This is a genomic window from Paenibacillus sp. KACC 21273 (assembly GCF_028736095.1).
Classification (GTDB): Bacteria; Bacillota; Bacilli; order Paenibacillales; family Paenibacillaceae; genus Saccharibacillus; species Saccharibacillus kyungheensis.
Map to the genome: position 1 here is coordinate 3,957,546 of NZ_CP117876.1, position 20,375 is coordinate 3,977,920.

The 20,375-nt window shown below is 38.0% G+C and carries 18 protein-coding genes; 9 read left to right on the plus strand and 9 right to left on the minus strand.

Annotation, left to right across the window (positions count from 1 at the left end):
* Window positions 1-6: 6 nt before the first annotated feature.
* Window positions 7-477, minus strand: coding sequence for a VOC family protein (locus PQ460_RS17405; RefSeq protein WP_274170582.1), 471 nt, complete (start codon window positions 475-477; stop codon window positions 7-9).
* Between the two features lie 129 nt (window positions 478-606).
* Here PQ460_RS17405 and PQ460_RS17410 point away from each other — a divergent pair, with 129 nt between their 5' ends.
* A complete protein-coding gene (locus tag PQ460_RS17410) occupies window positions 607-1,143 on the plus strand; it encodes a hypothetical protein (RefSeq protein WP_273615380.1) in 537 nt (178 codons plus the stop codon).
* Between the two features lie 103 nt (window positions 1,144-1,246).
* On the plus strand, window positions 1,247-1,771 hold the full coding sequence (locus PQ460_RS17415) for a hypothetical protein (RefSeq protein ID WP_274170583.1): 525 nt from the start codon (window positions 1,247-1,249) through the stop codon (window positions 1,769-1,771).
* A gap of 30 nt (window positions 1,772-1,801) precedes the next feature.
* On the opposite strand, the gene PQ460_RS17420 is transcribed toward PQ460_RS17415, so the two are convergent.
* Window positions 1,802-2,005, minus strand: coding sequence for a helix-turn-helix domain-containing protein (locus tag PQ460_RS17420; protein ID WP_274170584.1), 204 nt, complete (start codon window positions 2,003-2,005; stop codon window positions 1,802-1,804).
* Between the two features lie 184 nt (window positions 2,006-2,189).
* On the opposite strand from PQ460_RS17420, the gene PQ460_RS17425 reads away from it, so the two are divergent.
* Window positions 2,190-2,483: a hypothetical protein gene (locus tag PQ460_RS17425; protein WP_274170585.1), complete on the plus strand. Its 294-nt coding sequence runs from the start codon at window positions 2,190-2,192 to the stop codon at window positions 2,481-2,483.
* A 27-nt stretch (window positions 2,484-2,510) separates the two neighbouring features.
* Here PQ460_RS17425 and PQ460_RS17430 read toward each other — a convergent pair whose 3' ends face one another.
* From PQ460_RS17430 to recQ, 5 genes are all read right to left on the minus strand, one after another.
* Window positions 2,511-5,531 (minus strand): P-loop NTPase fold protein, encoded by a 3,021-nt coding sequence (locus PQ460_RS17430; protein WP_274170586.1) that lies wholly within the window; start codon window positions 5,529-5,531, stop codon window positions 2,511-2,513.
* 83 nt (window positions 5,532-5,614) lie between these two features.
* Complete coding sequence (locus PQ460_RS17435; RefSeq protein WP_274170587.1) at window positions 5,615-7,384, minus strand: B12-binding domain-containing radical SAM protein; 1,770 nt, start codon at window positions 7,382-7,384, stop codon at window positions 5,615-5,617.
* The gene (locus tag PQ460_RS17440; protein ID WP_273615377.1) at window positions 7,381-8,106 is read right to left on the minus strand and encodes a thioesterase II family protein; all 726 of its coding nucleotides are present in this window, start codon (window positions 8,104-8,106) and stop codon (window positions 7,381-7,383) included. The genes PQ460_RS17435 and PQ460_RS17440 overlap by 4 nt, the downstream gene beginning before the upstream one ends.
* A gap of 73 nt (window positions 8,107-8,179) precedes the next feature.
* Window positions 8,180-9,016 carry a hypothetical protein gene (locus PQ460_RS17445; protein WP_274170588.1) on the minus strand — a complete coding sequence of 279 codons (837 nt, stop codon included), beginning with the start codon at window positions 9,014-9,016 and terminating at the stop codon, window positions 8,180-8,182.
* Window positions 9,017-9,161: 145 nt separating this feature from the next.
* Window positions 9,162-11,045 carry a DNA helicase RecQ gene (gene recQ / locus PQ460_RS17450; RefSeq protein ID WP_274170589.1) on the minus strand — a complete coding sequence of 628 codons (1,884 nt, stop codon included), beginning with the start codon at window positions 11,043-11,045 and terminating at the stop codon, window positions 9,162-9,164.
* 168 nt (window positions 11,046-11,213) lie between these two features.
* On the opposite strand from recQ, the gene PQ460_RS17455 reads away from it, so the two are divergent.
* The 5 genes from PQ460_RS17455 (at window position 11,214) to PQ460_RS17475 (ending at window position 16,834) form a co-directional block, all read left to right on the plus strand.
* The gene (locus PQ460_RS17455) at window positions 11,214-12,881 is read left to right on the plus strand and encodes an AraC family transcriptional regulator (RefSeq protein WP_274170590.1); all 1,668 of its coding nucleotides are present in this window, start codon (window positions 11,214-11,216) and stop codon (window positions 12,879-12,881) included.
* Between the two features lie 86 nt (window positions 12,882-12,967).
* The gene (locus tag PQ460_RS17460; protein ID WP_274172957.1) at window positions 12,968-13,948 is read left to right on the plus strand and encodes an ABC transporter substrate-binding protein; all 981 of its coding nucleotides are present in this window, start codon (window positions 12,968-12,970) and stop codon (window positions 13,946-13,948) included.
* A gap of 18 nt (window positions 13,949-13,966) precedes the next feature.
* Window positions 13,967-14,974: a FecCD family ABC transporter permease gene (locus PQ460_RS17465; RefSeq protein WP_274170591.1), complete on the plus strand. Its 1,008-nt coding sequence runs from the start codon at window positions 13,967-13,969 to the stop codon at window positions 14,972-14,974.
* Window positions 14,967-15,992 carry a FecCD family ABC transporter permease gene (locus PQ460_RS17470; RefSeq protein ID WP_274170592.1) on the plus strand — a complete coding sequence of 342 codons (1,026 nt, stop codon included), beginning with the start codon at window positions 14,967-14,969 and terminating at the stop codon, window positions 15,990-15,992. The genes PQ460_RS17465 and PQ460_RS17470 overlap by 8 nt, the downstream gene beginning before the upstream one ends.
* 71 nt (window positions 15,993-16,063) lie before the next feature.
* Window positions 16,064-16,834, plus strand: a complete 771-nt coding sequence (locus PQ460_RS17475; protein WP_274170593.1) for an alpha/beta hydrolase — start codon at window positions 16,064-16,066, stop codon at window positions 16,832-16,834.
* 145 nt (window positions 16,835-16,979) lie between these two features.
* Here the strand turns inward: PQ460_RS17475 and PQ460_RS17480 are convergent, their stop codons facing one another.
* Both PQ460_RS17480 and PQ460_RS17485 read right to left on the minus strand, forming a co-directional pair.
* On the minus strand, window positions 16,980-17,906 hold the full coding sequence (locus PQ460_RS17480) for an alpha/beta hydrolase (protein ID WP_274170594.1): 927 nt from the start codon (window positions 17,904-17,906) through the stop codon (window positions 16,980-16,982).
* Between the two features lie 38 nt (window positions 17,907-17,944).
* Window positions 17,945-18,862: a LysR family transcriptional regulator gene (locus PQ460_RS17485; protein ID WP_273615369.1), complete on the minus strand. Its 918-nt coding sequence runs from the start codon at window positions 18,860-18,862 to the stop codon at window positions 17,945-17,947.
* A 113-nt stretch (window positions 18,863-18,975) separates the two neighbouring features.
* On the opposite strand from PQ460_RS17485, the gene PQ460_RS17490 reads away from it, so the two are divergent.
* Window positions 18,976-20,271 (plus strand): APC family permease, encoded by a 1,296-nt coding sequence (locus tag PQ460_RS17490; RefSeq protein WP_274170595.1) that lies wholly within the window; start codon window positions 18,976-18,978, stop codon window positions 20,269-20,271.
* The last annotated feature ends 104 nt before the right edge of the window (window positions 20,272-20,375 follow it).

Sequence of the window (20,375 nt, forward strand, 5' to 3'; positions counted from 1 at the left end):
CTGTAGTCACTCTTTACCTCGGTTGGACTGTAATTCTTCCCATTCATGCAAATAGATCATCTGTTCCTGATCGGATGTATCTAATTCAAGCGGACAAATAAATTCTAACAAGTTACCATCAGGATCATCAAAATAAATAGCCGCATGCGCCTGAGGTCTATTTGGTAATACAATCGGGGCAATCGGTTGAAAGCCAAACACTTCGCGGACATCGATTCCTTTTGCTTTTAGCCACTCTTTAGCTTGCTGGATATCTTCATAATCGACGCGAAATGCAATATGACGCAAAGAAGGATGATATGGAGTATTGACCTGTTCCCCTTCCCATAACCCTAGCCAACTGATTCCTTTTTCGATCCACACAAAACTCAGACTTTCTCCGCGGTGGGCAATCTCAAGTCCCAATTTTTCATAAAAAGCGAGTGATCTATTCATATCTTTGACAGGTAGCAATGCTTCGTACAATCCTTTAATCATCATAATCCTCCATTCGTAGATGTAAAATTCAATGTTTCTTTACTATTCTACCTCAATATTAAAACTTGTCTAATTGCACAAAATAGGGTTATATACACATATATCCGTTTACAATCAGGGGGCGTTTTGATGAAATCCAATTCACATACAACTGTACCTTATGGCTATGAACCTGTAATTGAAAAAAGCAAAGGAACGCTTATTTATTACGATTCGTTCGAACACACAACAGATGATGATCTGAACTTGGCGCTACGAACGATGGATCATATGCAATTTACACGCTTGGTGCTCTATCCACTGCATGAGCAGACAGTAAAGCGCATGTCCAAAGAGCCCGTATCTGCTTATTACAAGCGTGAAGACCGTCTACATGCCTGGAAACGAGAAACCGAACGCAAAAGTATCACCGTAGAAGGCTGGGATGGCAAACGCAAAAAATACACACCGATCGAAGCCGCATTACGCCATCTGGTAGATCAATACCAATCTCCTTATTTTCTACTGATGACTCCTGATATGGCGAACTTATTCGCGTCATTTTCTTCTTTTGAAGAATGGATCAGTAAGCTCAAAATCGTTTTGACAGAAGAACCTACTTCTCTTCATCCACGGATGCAAAAGTATAGCAAACGTTGGGTAGTGGCAGGAGTCGAAAAAGAGTAATTCGTCTATGTTTCTGCCTTTTCAAAAATACGTAATTAAGTTATAATGATACAATAAAATATTTATTTACGTGCTATGTATAGGGCTGAAAGGTGTGGAATAGATGGAACATATGCTTCAACAGATTTTGCAGGAGATCAAGTTAGTCCAAACAGATGTGCTATCGCTTCACCAAGATAATCAATCTCTAAAAGATGGCATACAAGAACTTAATCAGAATCAAATTCTTTTAGCAGAAAGACAGTCACAACTAGAAAAAAACCAACTTCAATTTGAACAAAATCAAACGGATTTACAAAAAAATCAATTACGTATGGAAGAAAACCAGGTTCGTCTGGCTCAAAATCAGATCCAACTAACAGAAAGTCAATCCCGCTTGGAGCAAAGTCAATCACGACTAGAAGAAAACCAAGTTCGCTTAGAGCAAAATCAAGTGCAAACTAATATTAAAATCAGTGATATTCATACTGCTGTCGTTCGTCTTGAAAATGATCAACCCAAAGATATTGTCGCTCTGTTAGAAACGTTTGATGATTATTTTTGTGAAAAAGATTCGGAATTAGCTATACTGAATCATCGTATATTTCGAGTAGAATCTAGATTGGAACGTATGAGTATGCGTGCTTAAGCCATCCTGAAGGATGGCTTTTTTTATTATCTATTTATTGTCTGCTTCTTTTTGATCAGGTTGGTACTCAATCAAGTCAGACAATTGACACTGAAATGTATCACATAATTTAAATAATGTTTCTAGCTTAGTGGTTTCTACATTTTCTTCTCGATAAAGCTTATTAATCGAATTGCGACTAAGCCCCGACAATTTCATTAATTCTGTAATATCATCGATTCGATGTTCAGCCATTAATATTCTTAAATTACATTTAAGCACTTCATTCACCCCTTATAGCTATTATCTTATCTTTCACTTTTCTTTTATTCAATATACAACGTATTAATTAACTCTATAAAGTTAAAATTCTACTTCACATTAATATTACAGAGTTATATAATAACCTTATAGAGTTAATTGAAAGAGAGATGATTATATGCTTAATACAGAAAAATCTTTAGAAATAATGCTTGAACCTCTAATACGTAAACGATTAGAAGTATTGTATTCTGATCTACAAGAGGCTGAATCTACATATGTTTCTCTTCGCGATGAATGCGACAAACAATTTTCAGTTATGAGAAATTCTTTACCAGACCATTTGCAACATAATGCATTTATGTATGAAGATGTTCAACTTGAATTACAAGCTATTGTGGAAAGTCGAATTTATTTGCAAGGATTTAAGGATGCTATTGAACTGTTTAGTGAATTGAATATTTATAAATAAAAAAGAGCCTAATGGCTCTTTTTTTATTTATGATCCCTTACTAATTTCTTCATCTAACAGTTTATAGATTTCAATTATATCTTCTTTATAACTATCCTTATATCTTTTGAAATATAAAGAACTATGATCCTTTTCATAATTTCTAGATTTAATTTCTTGATTGTTTTTATCCCAATATTCAATGATTTTTTCTTTGCTTAAAACAGACGTAAAATCTTCTAACTTTAATTGCTGATTTAATATAATACGAGAAGTTTTATTCCCATTTTTTATAAGCAATAGATAATTTAAAAAATACTTGTAATTATCTTTGAGTTCATTTAGACCAAAACATATATCAAATAAATAATCATTCACTAAAATATTAATCTCATGATTATCTTGATTACCTTCTGTATCATAATAACCACAACCAATTGTACCACTCGATTCAATATTGCCAAGATAAAAGATAATAGACCATATAATACTATCTTTTGTGTATTCTGTTTTATTTTCCAATTCTAATTTAGCTATTTCCTTATTATTGATTAAATCTTTAAAATTTTGAGAATTATCTCCTAAAATTTCTTTAGAAGTTAAATCATATACATCTTCAAAAATATTTTTCCTATGATCTATATATTTAATCTTAAAAATTTTGAATACTTTTTGAGATAGCTCTCGCATTTCTTCAATAACCAAATCAAGTACTACACCAGAAAGAATTGCTACAGAATTAGAATGTAAAGAGAGTGCCCTAGCTAAGTTAAACATATTAGAATTTGGACCTGCGATACAATTTGAACGAAAAGATAACAAATCATGTATTCCAAGAATATCATTAGTATTATTAATAAGTGTATCTAAAATCCCTATATTCTCATACTCTTTTTCTCCATATATCCAATAAGAAATCAATAACACATTCTCATCAACATTATTTTGGCGTCTAATACCACCATCTTCCCATCCAATTTCATCTAATAATTTTACAAGAAAATATATCATTACCTCTCTAGTACTAAAATCGTTTTCTAATGTTTTTATAAGTGAATATCTTGATAAGTTACTTGCAATATAGCTAATAATTTCTCTAGCTTTTTCTTTACTAATATTATGGTATGAATTGTTTAATATGACCTTGAAAAATTCTAACTGATTAAAAATATTATTTTTAAAATCCGATTGTAATAAAATTTCATTTATATTTAATCCCTGTTCACTTGTAAATTTGTATAACTCATTATTATAAAAGTTATATTGTTCAGTTTTTATAGGCTGAGCCATTTTTACAATAAGATCTAAATAACGAATAAGATTTTTATTAAAACAAGCATAAGTATGATTTTTCAATATTTCTTTTGATGATTCTCTAATACCTGTATTTAACCTGTATTTTGCTTCAAATACTTTATTTAAAATAAATCTTTGATCATTAGATAACTTTTGAAGATAATCGTTGTAATAGATAGAGTTTTTATAATTATTTCCATTAGAACTTTGGAATTCCGAATCTTTCTCTTTTGGATACCCCTTATCATGTGGAAGCACTAGAGAAAAAAAACCGCTCTTCCCATACATTTCAGTACTATAAATCTTTTTAAAAATTATTGGATAATTTATATAAATTAATAATAAGTGAATAAGATCTTGTCTATCGAAGTCATAATTATAAAAATCTGTTTCCTCTACTTTTAATAAAAGAATAGTATTGACTAATCTTTTTATTTTTCTTGCATCTCCAATAAATGAAAAATAATGATGGAAATCGGTTCCATCAAAAATTTCTCTTAATCCTTCAACTGACTTCAATATAAATTTATTATTATTTAACAAATCGCTAGATAAAGATTGTTCTTCAACTTGTAAAAAATAGTTTTTCATAAATAATTGTTCTACGAAAATACTAATTTTTATATTTATAAATTTTTCTAAAAATTCAGATAGTTTTTCTTCATTAACTTTTTGTTGCTCCAAAGCAGAAATATTTTCTGTATCATAGCAAAGCACATACGATATATTAGGAAAAGTAAAAGCTTTTTTTATAACAAAAAGAATTTCTTTAATGCTAGAAAAATTAAGTCGATCCAAATCATCAATAATAATAATAATTTTATAATCTATTCTTTTAAGAATATCTTTAAGGCGATCTACTATTTTATCAATAGACTCTTCTTCTATAGGTGAACCAAATCTGAAAGGACCTAAAGAAATAGTGGCTTTTGAGTCTGTTAGAATTTTTGCATATTTTGAAATTAAAGATTCCAATTCTGGTGCGAACATATTATTTTTAATTTCTTTTATCAAACCATCGACAAACTTATTAAATAAATTCTTTTCATCTTCATATCTAAGAACATCGAAATTATACACAATGATTTTTTCTTTATATTTTTCTTCCCAGTACTCTTTGCAAAAATTTACAAATGTAGATTTACCTGAACCCCAAGGAGCATCAATTCCAAATACCAAACTTTCTTTGGAACCATTATTGTATACATTTTCTGCAAAGTTATTTGCCTGATTAGTTAAATCAAATTTATCATTTTCTCTTTTTTCTTCTGCCAAATCACTCATGAAATTTGATGATTTATCTTTCTCATCTTTCTTTTTTCTTAGTTCTGCTTTTTTGTTAATATAAATCTGTAAATATGTAATTCCAATAATAACAATCGGTGAAACTATTAAACCTGAGATTTGCATCGCTGAAAGATCATCAATCCATTTTTGGATAAAAAATATTCCAAATCCCTCATATACGAATGTTAAAATAATACCTGTTGAAACAAGTATAAGTAAATCAAATCTTTTACTTTTAAAAATTAAATACCACTTTTTTCTCGATTCCTTATTTAGAAATCCTATATAAATTAAACCAACATAAATCAAGCCGATTATCCAATCGCTTTTTGGATCTAAAACTCCTGTAATATAAAACAAAAATCTAGCTACAAACATATTAATAATTATATAAATTTCCGTTACTAACATTCCCAAAAAAATATAACTCAATATTAAAGAGAAATTGAACTTAATTTCATTCTTATTTTCTTTAGGATTATCCATTTTTTCACTCCTTTAAATTAAATAAAGTAAATTAAATAAAAACACCAGCTATATCATTACAATATAACTGGTGCTTCTTGGTCTTACATTGCTGCCCCTTCAGGCGATAAAGCAGTAGTGAAAAATATAGGTTTTTGCTGTTCATTCTGCTGATACGCTACTAGTAACAGACTGCGTCCTTCGCTAGCCGTTAAGGGTTCGCCGACAAGGATTTTATCCAGACGGAATGGCAGTTCTTCCATCACTGTATGCTTATGAAGCTCTTTATCATTTAATTTCAAATCAACAAACTCGGTTGAAAAGTCTTCCGGTTGTTGAATCGCATGTCTAATATGGCTGGACATCTGGTCTTTGTTCATCGTGAAGTCCCACCAGATTTTACGTGGTTTGTACTTATGGTTGAGGAAGTAGTCTAACTTCATCAATCCCAGTACCACATCCATACGAGGTGTCTGGCGATCCATTAAGAAGGCTTGTAAATGGGTAAATAAATCTTCCAATTGGTGACCGATCTTTTGCCAGCCTTGGGCTTCCCAGTAATTCCCGAACTCCTGGAAAAAGTCAAATGGCGACTGGAACTCATTGTATAACAAGTAATTCAGCGTATAATCCATCCGATGCGCATTCCAGTATTTCTCCAATACATCTTCCAGACGCTTCAAGCGTACAATATCTTCAAAAGACAGCTTATCGCTACTTAGAATCTCATACGGCGCATGATCCATATAGGTATACTGATACTTGTCTGCATCGATTCGAAGCCCTGTTCCGCGTAACATTTTGAGGAATCCTAATTGTAATTCTTCCGGCCCTAAAGCAAATACATCGTTAAATGTTTTGCGGAATGTATCATAATCTTCAAGTGGCAATCCTGCGATCAAGTCCAAATGCTGATCGATATTACCAGATTCTTTGATCTTCGTTACTGTCCGACTAAGCTTGGTAAAGTTCTGACGACGCTTCACCAGTTCATTGGTCGGATCATTAGTGGATTGCACACCAATCTCAAAGCGGAATACACCCGGTGGTGCATGTTCTGCTAGATAATCTAACACTTCCGGACGCATAATATCTGCTGTAATCTCAAATTGGAATGTACATCCATTATGATTCGCTATTAAAAACTCGAACATTTCCATCGCATAATCACGCTTAATATTAAACGTACGATCAACGAACTTGATTAATTTGGCACCTTGATCGATCAAGTACAGAATATCGCTTTTGGTACGTTCGATATCAAAGTAGCGCACACCGACTTCAATACTGGATAAGCAAAATTGACAGCTAAACGGACAACCACGACTCGTTTCAAAATATACAACCCGCTTGGCAAGTTCCGGTACATCTTCGACGAATCGGTATGGAGAAGGTAATTCATTGAGATCAAGCTTCGGACGACCCGGCATCATAATCAGTTCTTCGCCTTTGCGGTATGCTACCCCGTAGACAAAATGATATTTGCCTGCTCCTTCGATCTCTTGTAGTAAATGATGGAACGTTTCTTCGCCTTCACCAATCACGATAAAGTCGATATTGCTGACACGCTTCATCCAGTATTCGGTATCATAAGATACTTCAGGGCCACCGAGTACAATTTTCACTTCTGGCATGACTTTTTTGAGAATATCGACCACTTTAATCGTTTCTTCAATATTCCAGATATAACAAGAGAATCCGATCACATCAGGCTTACGTTGAAATAAATCAGATACAATATTCATCACTGGATCTTTGATTGTAAATTCGGCAAGTTCAATATCAAAGTCTTTTTCACTAAAAGCTTTTAGGCAACGAATCGCAAGTGATGTATGAATATACTTGGCGTTCAATGTAGATAATACGACTTTCATAGCGATATGCTCCTCTCATGCTGTAACAAAATCATTCGGATATCGGCAAGCACCTGTTCTGCGCAAGTATTAATAAAGAAATGTCCACCATGATAAGATTTGAATGTCGTTGGAAGTGATGAATACTCACTCCATGCCTCGATATCTATCGTTGTCATTTGATCCTGTTCTCCGGTTAAGACAGTGATCGGGAACGGAAATACTTCATACTGCTTGTTATAACGATATTGCTCTACAAGCCTAAAATCGGCACGCAATACAGGAATAATCATCTCCAACAATTCCTTATGTTCCAGTATAACATCCGGTATTCCGCCGAGGGTAATGACTTTTTCTATAAAGGCTTGATCTGAAAGTTGGCTCCATTCTTTGCGACTGGCAATATGAGGAGCTACTCGTCCTGAGAATAGGCTTGTTACCGGATAACGACCTGTTTCCGTATACACTTTATGTATCATTTCAAATGCAAGAAGACTGCCCATACTATGCCCGAAAAAAGCAAACGGACGATGGTCTTGAAAATACGGGCGGATCTGTTGCCATAGATCGTTAACAACTACTGCCACATCGCTAACTAATGGCTCTGCAATTCGGTGTCCATGACCGGGAAGCTCAATCGGAATCAATTCAATCTGTGGCTGTAATGATTTTTTCCATGAATTATAAATATAAGCATTACCACCTGCATACGCTAACGTAAATAATCGAATCTTATTATTCATCTGTATTCCTCCATATGATTGTTGGGATAGCGCTATGCAGTAAATATACTGATTCGGCATGATAGCAAGTCTGTTACAAGCATCCCAATACCCATCCTTCTAACAGACTCAATTGATATTCTGCTCTACTTAATGTAGGCAAAGACAGATAAGGTGCTAACGTTTCTTCTTGATCGCGCTCTTGCATCCATGCTGCAATATAATACGCATCACGTTCATGTTCACTATAGGTCGAGATATTGGATAGATGAGGTTCGGTGATCATTCTTCTTTTGTACAATGAAGGATACGCTTCGACAATCACATGATGGTCTTTTGGTATTATTTTACCATCAAATGGCCAGAAGTGGATGTTCATTCCATGTCTTTTTTGCCAGTATCGTAGACGATAAATCCATGCTAATCCGGTATGGGTCGAATAAGAGACTGCCCCTTGCATCCCGGAGACACGATCCAGATCGACTACACTTTTGGTTGAAGGTACAAATTCACGTTCCACTAATCGCTTAGCGATAGAGTTGGTGTAATGGGCTTGTTCTTTACTTTGCTTCATGGTAAGTCTGGTCGTCTGCCATGTCTGATAACTCCATTTGAGAAAATCATCCCACTGATCCAATTCCAATTGTTGCAACACTGACAAAGGATACGACAGCCCATGATCGATACCGATAATCATTCGTTCTTGACTGGATAATAACTGATCCCGTAACCAGAGATACACTTCTTCTCTTGACCAGAGATGATCTTTGTCAGATGATGTTCTAGAAGTAAGCGAACTCACAGTAGAGGGATAGACTAGAGAAGCAGGTGAATACATACTTCCCTGCACAACAGCCAGACCTTTAATTTTGGAGCGTGGCTTATCTGCTCCCGAGTAATCTATTCCGATATATCTTTCAAATAAAGGCATATTTATCTTCCTCCGCATGTTCTTATCCTGCTGTGACCTCATTGCCAAACATTACAAAAAACCGATACTTCTTACCGATAAGCTCTTTTCAATATAGATTGTGAAAAGAAACTTGATCGAAGTATCGGTTGTTGGTTGGTTTCTTTTAAAATTCTTCCATATCGTAACGTCCTTGATCCATATCCATACTTTCTTTCTGGAAAAAGGCTAAAAATGGTTCGCCATATTTACGGAATTTCACTTCGCCGACCCCTTTGATCTCCAGCATTTCGCCTTCGCTTTGCGGTTCGACAACACTCATTTCACGCAATGTTGCATCATTGAAAATAATATAAGAGGGTACACCTTCACGTGATGCCAGTTCACGACGAATCAGACGCAATTGCTCGAAGATTGTCTCGTTAACTGCTGAAGCATCGTTATTACGGCTAGTGCTACGACTACGGCTAGAACCTGAACTACTCGACGCTGAAGTCGCTATTGGACGTGGTGCACGTTGCATGACTTTACGCTGTCCTTTGAGCACTTCGGCTGCGATCGGTTGCAATTTCACCACCGGATATTGCCCTTCTGTTAGCAACAGATATCCTTCGGCTGCCAGTACATTGATCCGCTCAGAGATTTCTTTTTCTGATAAATGAGACATTAACCCATGAGTAGGCAATTGATCGAACTGATATTGCAGTACTTTTTTGTTACGTGAACCTTTGAGTACTTGCGCTACCACCGAGACGCCGAATCGTTCACGTAGACGATGAATACAGGAGAAGATTTTCTGCGCATCGATCGTCATATCGACTAACTCGCGAGCATCCCGGCAAGAGCTACATTGTCCGCAGGGTTCACCGGAATGTTCTTCATGAAAATAATCGAGCATCGCATTACGTAGACATTTGGTCGTATAACAGTAATCGACCATTTGTTGCATTTTGCGATAATCGTTATGTTTGCGATCACCTTCATGCATATTTTGTTCCAGTAAAAATTTCTGGGTCATAATATCTTGCGGGCTAAATAATAAGATACATTCACTAGGATCGCCATCACGACCTGCACGACCTGCTTCTTGAATATAAGCTTCCATATTTTTAGGCATATTATAATGAATAACATAGCGAACGTTAGACTTATCAATACCCATTCCGAATGCATTCGTAGCCACAATTACGCGAATATCATCATAAATAAAAGCTTCCTGACTCTGATCCCGTTCATCATCACTCATTCCGGCATGATAACGTCCAGCCGCTACCCCACTACTAAGCAGACGACTATACAGATCATCTACATCTTTACGGGTAGCCGCATAGATAATACCGGATTCATTATCATGAGACTTGGCATAATCGATCACAAAGTCACGTCTCTGCGTACCACGCATGACCGCCATCGCTAGATTATCCCGACCCAGTCCTGTAATAAATACCTGTGGATCATCTAATTTTAAAAGACGCAAAATATCGTCACGCACTTCCGGTGTTGCGGTTGCTGTAAAAGCGGCAACGATCGGACGCTGTGGCAATTGATTTACAAATGGTGAAATCTCAAGATAGCTGGTACGGAAATCATGACCCCACTGCGATACACAGTGTGCTTCATCGACAGCGATACACGTAATATTCACACCGTTCATTTCTTCGCGGAACCAATCCAGTTCTAAGCGCTCGGGTGCAACATATAATAACTTCAGGTCGCCACGACGTGAAGCTCGAATCCGTTCATTCACTTCTTTACCTGTTAACGTGCTATTAATATAAGCCGCTGGAATCCCTGCCGCTGTAAGTGCATCGACCTGATCTTTCATCAGTGAGATCAGCGGTGAAATCACTAGCGTCACTCCGTCATTAACCATCGCTGGAATCTGATAACAGATCGACTTACCGCCACCTGTAGGCATAATTCCGAGCGTATCCTGACGTTGTAATAGACTATTTACAATCTTCCGTTGACCTTCTCTAAAATCTTCATATCCAAAATACTTCTGTAACAAAGTCTGTGCTTCCTGCATCACAGGCGCTTGCACGCTCATTGCCAAAACTCCTTATCCTGATTCTGTAGTGATAGTGTTGCTTTCTTCTGCTTCAAATCTATACTCCTATTTTAACAGAGAACGAACGATAATTCTCAGCAACTTATCAATTCTGATATAATATATGTGATAATGATTATCATTTTCATATGTAAAGGAGAATCAATATTGAACTTTCCACAGATGGCATCGATAACTACCCAAGCAACTGTTCAAGCACATCCTTATGTATTACAACTGCATCATGCAGATATTCAACATATACAACCTCAGACTTCATTGTTATTAACACAGATTATGGCGACTCATATGACTATTCTTGTACTGATCGAAGGCGAATGTATATTAAAGCGTGAAAATGATCCCTACCCTATGAGAACAGATACAGTCTATCTATGTCACTCCGGTAGTACATTTGCTTTGTCTTCCGAACATATGGATACACAGGTAGCAATGCTTCATCTGGAACTGTATCTGCCACATCCAGACGATCTTAGACAATTGCAGTCTGCTACCGATTCTCAACACTTATATTTTCCGGCTGAAGCTACACTTCCGTATGCCAGTGCAAAGTGTCAGCAGATTTGCTCTGCTTTTCGTTCAACTCATGTATTACATCGCTGGCGTGCTCAGATTGATGCTATTGAATTGTTGTTTGAAGTGGCTACAGCCAAAGAAAAATGTACACTCCAGCAAGAAGATGGTCTGGTGCGTGCTCGAAATTATATTGCTGATCATCCTCAGCAAGCACATACGCTAGAACAATTAAGTCAGATTGCTGGACTTAGTGCCAAGCATTTCTCTGATGTATTTAAAAAAACCTATGGTCAAAGCCCTCATGAATATATGACTGAAACTCGTCTTACGCAGGCCAAACAGTTGATGCTTCGTTCAGGCTACAAACTCAAAGATATCGCACATGAAGTCGGTTACCGGGATGAATTTTATTTTAGTCGTGTATTCAAAAAAGAAACAGGTGTATCACCTTCGACATATATACACAAACGCAAGCAAAAAGTAGCCGCTTATGCTAGTGTCTCTACGCTTGGTTATCTGCTACCGCTTGATATTGTACCTTATGCCGCTCCACTACATCCCAAATGGTCAGGATATTATCTAGAACGTTACGGTGCAGATATTCCTTATCATTTGGAATATGGAAATTCAGATCAGCAGACTCATACCGCTATACGACAGCTAGAAGAACTCAAGCCTGATTGGATCGTATGCTCACACGATATTCAAGCCGAAGAATATATACAGTTAAGTCAATCTGCTCAAATGATTACATTGCCAGCTCCACAACGTGGTTCATGGCGAACAGGCTTATATCAACTGGCAGAACAACTTCAGATGAATGAAGAAGCGAAGCAATGGATCAATACATTTGATCAACATACCGCACGTGTTAGAACATTACTTACCCGCTCAGATGGTTCCAGACCTACTGTGTTATTTGTGCGTATGCTTCATGATCAATTATACAGTCTCGGTTCAGCCGGATTATTAGATTACGTCTATAGCGAACTGGGAATACAGCGACCTCACGATACACCGGCTGACGATAATGAAGAAGATATAGTGACATGGGATCAATTACAAGCAAGTGATGTAGAACATATTGGTATCTTAATTCGTCAAGATTCGGAGACATTAGAACACTGGCATCGATTACGGCAATCTTCTCGCTGGCTTGATCTTCCAGTAATCCGTCAACAACAATTGCATATTCTAAGTTCAAGTCCATGGCGCGAATACTCTCCTACTGCTTTGACCAGAGTACGTGAAGAGCTAATACACTATTTATCCGCCAAAAGTCCATGTGCTATCCGTTGATTGTCTATGGCAAAGCACAAATATAACCTCTATGATAGCTATTGAGAATCTTTCTCACTGATATTGAGGGGAGTTATATAATGATTATGAAAAAAACAGTTATGTCTATATGTATGATTGCCACATTTGTAATATTGGCTGCATGTGGTAAGCCTATAGCGACAGAAGGAACTAGCTCTTCAGCAACTACACCTGTAGCTTCGACGGATTCAGCTTCTACAGCTACGCGAACGATTACGTATCTGGACAAGTCTTATACGATTCCAGCCAAAGCCGAACGAATCGTGATTACAGGTTCTTTGGAAGCAATGGAGGATTCTATTTTACTTGATATTCATCCTGTTGGCGCAATCTCTGTATCTGGTAAATTTCCTCCTTTGTTCGCTTCGATCACTGATCAAGCAGAATCAATAGGAGAAAAAATCGATCCTAACTTTGAAAAGATTTTGTCTCTCAAACCGGATGTTATTCTCGGCACAACCAAATTCGATCCGGCTATACTGGAAAAATTACAACAGATTGCCCCCACTATTCCTTATTCGCATGTTGCTACAAACTGGGAAGAAAATTTGACCCTGTTAGGTGAAATTAGTGGCAAGCAAAAACAAGCAGCACAAGAAATCACTGCTTACAAAGCTAATTTAGAAAAAGCGAAAACGACTTTACAAAGTACATTAAAAGATAAACAAGTATTGCTGGTTCGTATGCGTGAAGGAGCTGTCTGTCTATACGGGCCTGACTTATACTTTAATCCTGTATTATACAGCGATCTGGGATTAGCTATTCCAGCAGAAGTTGCCGCTGCCAAATCACAAGAAGCGATCTCGATTGAACAATTTGCTCAAATGAATCCAGATGTGTTATTTATCCAGTTTTCAGAAGATGAGAATCCAGATGCTACAGGCGCTCTGGAAGATTTGCAAAACAATCCAATTTTCCAAAGTATTCAAGCTGTTAAAGATGGCAACGTCTTTGTCAATGTAGTTGATCCGCTCGCTCAAGGTGGAACAGCGTATAGTAAAATTCAATTTCTTCAAGCTTTTGTTGATACGTTACAATCCAAATAAGAAGGTAATGAATCTAATATGTACAACATTTATAGACTACCGGCAGTGATCTTTTGGACTGCGCCGGTAGTCATTATTTTCATCATTGTGATATCTGTTCTATATGGAGCCAAAAACATCTCATCTCTTGATGTCTGGAACGCTATCGTTCATTTTGATGCTGGTAATGTCGATCATCAGATTATACGTCATTCAAGGTTACCGCGCGCGATCGGTGCTTTGTTGATCGGTGCGTTTCTCGCGATGTCTGGCGCAGTCATGCAAGGGATTACTCGTAACGATCTAGCTTCCCCTTCACTACTTGGTGTATTGGATGGTTCTGTATTTGCGATTACATTATGTATGATCTTTGCACCGTCTATACATGGAAGCAGTCTGATTGTGGTATCTATGTTAGGTTCGGCTTTTGGCATGTTATTGGTATTTGGAATGTCTTATCTGATTCCAGGAGCACAGTCACCGATTGTTCTAGCTATTCTAGGCACATTAACCGGTATGTTTTTGAATGGATTAGCTGATGCGATTGCGATGTATTTTCATGTATCTCAGCGGATTAGTTATTGGTATAACGCTCGCTTATATCAGATTGATCCTGAATTGATTCAATTATCGCTTCCATTTGCTATTGTCGGCTTTGTGATTATGTTGATTATTGCGCGCTCTATTTCTGCGTTATCTCTAGGCGAAGAAATATCTACAGGTCTAGGTCAACGGGTCAAACTTATCAAATTGGCGGCTTTTATAGCAGTTGCTTTGTTATCCGGTATTTCTGTGGCTCTAGCGGGAAAAATTGCTTTTATCGGCTTGATTGTTCCTCATATTGCCAAAATGATCGGCGGAACCGATTATCGCCGTATTATTCCGTTATCCGGTGTACTTGGAGGGATGTTTCTAGCTTGTTGCGATATTTTATCTCGGTTTGTAAATTATCCATTTGAGACTCCTATCGGTGTGATTACTGCTTTATTCGGTGTTCCTTTTTTCCTTTACCTGATTCGTCGTAAAGGAGGCTCACGACATGGATAAAGATTCTCAAGCACGCTATATATCGATCATGAGTATTGGAATAGTGTTGATTTTGCTTATAGTGGGGATCGGTCTTACGTATGGTGAACTCAGACTGTCATGGATCGAGATGATGTCTACACTGCTTCATAGATCGAGTGATGCTTCTCATTATATTGTCATTTTTCAATTTCGCTTGCCTCGTATTGTATTGGGTCTAGTGATAGGAGCAACCCTCGGGATTGCAGGAACTGTCGTACAAAGTCTCACTCGCAACCCATTAGCTGATCCGGGGATTCTAGGGATTAATGCAGGCGCAGGTATGTTTATTGTGCTGTTTATGTTTTTGATTCGTGATCAGATCGATATGACAGGAAATATAGCGATTATGATGATGCCTTTATTCGGCATAGTGGGCGGTTTGTTAGCTGCTTTACTGATTTTTCTACTAGCCAAAGATCAACACGGGCTTAATCCACAACGATTGATTCTGGTAGGGATCGCTATCACTACAGGATTCTCGGCAGTTACGTTATATGCATCGCTCAAAATGAACCCGCAAGATTTTGAAAAAGCATCAGCCTGGTTATCTGGAAACTTTAATTCTGCGAACTGGTTATTTGTTTTATCGATGCTTCCATGGATAGTAGTATTGCTTCCGTGGTTGCTTTGTCAGACACGTCTGCTAGATGTTATGCGCTTAGGTGATCATACATTGCTTAGTCTAGGAATACCTTTACGGCAAAAGCGTAGTCAATTGATGTTTATTAGTGTAGGGCTTGTAGCGGCTGGTGTGGCTGTATCCGGTAGTATTGGCTTTGTAGGATTAATAGCTCCTCATATAGCGACACGACTTGTCGGACTTGCTCATCGGCGTGCTCTTCCACTTAGCGGTGTAATCGGTGCTTTGCTAGTGCTTATCGCTGACTTTATCGGACGAACTTTATTTTCGCCAGCTCAATTGCCTGTAGGGATCGTTCTTTCGATTATAGGAGCACCTTATTTTGTCTGGTTATTAAGTAGACGTCGCCAAGCATAATGATCGTCTCGCACAGATAAGATGATATAAAATTAGCTACCAAAAAGTCTGTAGTTGAAAGGAGATACTTGATGAAACGGACAGATCAATTGGATATATTAGGACGCAAATTAACAGTATACTTACCGCCTTCTTATCACCTTTCAGAATGTGATTATCCTGTCGTCTATGTACAAGATGGAGGTCAATTAATAACTCACTGTCAAAATTATATCGAACGATTATTTCGAGAACAGTTGCTACATGAAGTGATTCTAGTAGGCGTACATACCGATCGTCGTACTTATGATTATACCCCCTGGCCAGCTCTGGCTTTGAATCCTCAATTTCCTGCTTTTGGTGGACAAGCACACTCTTATATTGATGAATTAGCCGATCAGGTAAAGCCTCATATCGATCAACGTTATCGGACACTGACAGACGCTATCTCTACAGGGATAGTCGGTGGTTCTTTGGGCGGGTTGGTTAGCATGTTTGCTGCGTACTGGCGACCGGATATATTTGGCTGTGTGGGTATGCTTTCTCCTTCTTGCTGGTATGAAGGAGTGATGAATTATATCGAAGAACATCCGGCTCCTTCCGCTGATCTCAAGCTATATGTGTCGATAGGCAATTGTGAAGGATTATACAAACAGAACAGTCAACAGCATATGTTCCAAAATGTACTATCTGCATGTAACTTGTGGCAAGCAAAAGGCTTTCCTGCACACCAGCTTCTGCTTGAGATTGAAGATGGCGGTACTCATGATCTGATGTTTATGACGCAATATTTTATCAAATCATTACAATTTCTGTTTGGTGCTTCTGATACAGCCTATTCTGGCACAACCTCTTACAGTTAATGGTCTTCTGATACAGCTCCTAAAAGATTATGACTCAGACAACACAAAGCAGACCTCTTACCATTACAGTAGAAGGTCTGCTTTGTTTACTTTTTCAATATAATTATCTATGCGATATTGAATAACTGCTTTGAAGATCTATCGGTTAACAATAAATCATTGTTGCTACATCATGTAACGATTGTCTGGCTGCGATACTGATGCCTGCCAGTTGGAAAAAGCCATGATTCACACCTAGATAACGACGACAATGCACATCTACATCAGCTAGTAATAACTTGCGATACAAAGCTTCATTTTCGAATAATAACGGATCAAATTCAGCAGTTAACATATACGTTTCTGGAAGCCCTGCAAAATTTTCTGCATATAACGGACTGACTTCTGGATGATTTAACGGTAAATCACCAAAATAAGCTTCATATCCACTGATCAATACATCTCTAGTTATAATATAATCGTTGCCATACTGTGCATATGTTGTACTTGTACCGCTAGCATCAAGCATCGGATAAATAAGAATCTGACGCTGTGGCAACCAGTCACCTTGCTCTTTCAACCGCAGACATGTCACCAGCGCCAGATGTCCTCCTGCACTATCTCCTGCAATCGTTATTCGGTTACGATCTCCGCCCCATGCAGTCACATGCTCACGAACAATCTGTACTGCGCGTACAGCGTCATCATGTGCAGTTGGATATGTATACTCTGGTGCTAATCGGTATTGCACAGCAATAACCAGAGCTTTACCTTCATAAGCCAACTGACGCATCTGTTGATCATGAGTCTCCAAGTCTCCACTGACAAAGCATCCCCCATGATAATAGATCAATACAGGTAAGTCTGTCTGATCTACCGGTTGGTAAAGGCGTAATGTAATATCATCAATATTCACATCTTGAATAGAATAAAGCTCTACTTTGTCTCCTGCCAATGGGACTGTACCCAAATATCCTGCACGACGTTCTTCAATACTTTGATGAAGTACAGACGGACGACCCGCTTCTACAAACTGTTCTACCAGTTGACGTATTCCTTTTTCCAAATGATCTAAATGTTCTACTTTATGCATTGTATATGTTCTCTCCTGTCATTCGATATAATCTATATTTACACAGTATTGATCAAAGGAGCATCTTGCCATTCTGTAGCATGACGATGCACGATTTTTAGAAAAGCATCCAAAGCAGGTGATTGCCACTTTTTCAAATGATAACTCAGTTGTGTATACACTTGTTGTTCACGATCATCCCAATCTAATCGTGCTAATTTGTGTTCTTGTAGTTCACGTTCTACTGCTACAAGCGGTAAAAAAGAAATGCCCAATCCTGCCATCACACATTGCTTGATTGCTTCTATACTCCAAAATTCCAGACTGGGATCAGGGAAAATGCCATGACTATTTAGATATTGTTCAAATAGTGTGCGATACGTACAACCCGATTCAGTATGCAAAATCGTTTCGGTACGCAAATCTTCTGGAACAATATGAGCTCGACCGACTAATGGATGATCAATAGGTGCAATCATCGCCATCTTTTCATACACAAGTGTCTCCATATGCAGTTCACGATCTTCCAGTTCTGGTTGTAACAGAAACGCTATATCCAACGCTCCACTACGAATCATTTCTAACAGTTCTGAACACGCACCCGGTTTGAGAATGATTTTGACAGCGGGATGATGTTTGCGATATTCACGAATAATATTAGGTAACCGAAAAGCAGCTAGCGATTCTGGAGCCCCTATAGTTAATGTACCCGACATTTCTGCATCCGAACGAATCGCATCTTTGGCTAATGCATGCATTTTGGATATTTCTTGTGCATACGGAAGTAAACGACGCCCTGCATCGGTAAGCAAAATCTTTTTGTTCATTCGATCAAACAACGGTGTACCCAGCTCTGCTTCAAGCGCTTGAATCTGTGCAGTAATGCTAGATTGCGCATAATCTAAACGCTGAGCTGCACGTGTAAAGCTTCCCACTTCTACTACGACTAGAAACGTAAATAAATGTCTGGATTCCATATTTATCTCTCCCATCGGTTTTTTAGATGGATTGCATTTGAAATTTCCGTTTTTCCGATACCACTATTATCTGCTACGCTGTAGCAAATGACAAGGAAAGCAGGGAAATTAAAATGAACACTTCACATTCATCTCATCTAAAACGGACGATCGGTTTACCACAAGCTGTCGCTCTCTATATTGGAGCTGTTCTTGGATCAGGTGTATTACTTGTTCCCGGACTGGCGGCTCAAATGGCAGGCCCTGCTTCACTGATTGCATGGGGATTTATGACGTTGTTGATTTTGCCAATGGCTTTGTCGATGGGATTATTGTCTGCCAAGTTCCCGAATGCTGGCGGAGTCTCTCATTTTGTGAGTATGGCTTTTGGGCCGCGTGCAGGTGCATTGGTCGGTTGGTTTTTCTTATTATCTGTTCCGATCGGTGCACCTGTAGCCGCTCTTACTGGTGCAGGTTATATGACAGCTGCGATGGGCTGGGATGAATCGGTTCGAATCGGGATAGCGATCTTAATGTTACTGGTTGGATTAATCACCAATTGGTTCGGAATGCAAGTAGCTGGCAAAATCCAAATTGCAGTCGTTATTTCTATTATAGCTGTGCTTACATTTGCGATTATCGCTGCTGTGCCTGAGATTCAAGCCGTTCATTTCACTCTATTTATGCCGCATGGTTGGACAAGTATCGGACAAGCGGCTGCGATATTGTTCTGGTGCTTTATTGGCTGGGAAGCCGTATCTCATATGTCCGAAGAATTCAAAGATCCACGTAAAGCAGCGATTCGTGGTGTTGTGATTGCTGCGATTATAGTAGGTATTTTGTATTTTCTAACTGCACTGGCGACTGTAGGTACACAAAGTTACCTGATAGGTGGATCAGATGCTTCACTAGTGTGGATAATCAGCCGACTGCTTGGTTCATGGGGTGCTGTATTGGCTGGGGTTACCGGTATCTTTATCTGTACAGCTACTATTATTGCGTATGTCGGGGCTTCTTCTCGTGTTGCTTTTGCATTATCCAGACAACAATATGCTCCTAAATGGATGAGTCTATTATCTGCTAGATACAGTACACCTGTAGGCGGTATTCTTTTTCTAAGTGTATGCTTCGGGTTGATTACTGGTTTGTACGCAAGTCATATCATTTCGTTGACCACTTTAATTCAATTGCCTAATGCGACTTTTATTTTGACCTATCTTGGTGGATGTGCCGCAGGGATTCGCTTATTACGTGAAAGTCGCTTTGGATGGATCATCAGCTGGATTTCTTTTGTAGCTACAGCTATTATTTTTCCATTTACAGGTTGGGCTATTTTGTATCCGGTAGCGATCACTATAGTATTCGGAGGCACTCTTCTTATCCAGTCCAAATATCGAGTGAACAAAATACCACTTTGGGATCAAAAGTGAAAATAAGTGATACGATAACAAAAGCTGTTCTGTAAGCATCTCGCCTACAAAACAGCTTTTTGTTTGACAATTATCTTACTCTAGCAAAAATTCACCTCATGATT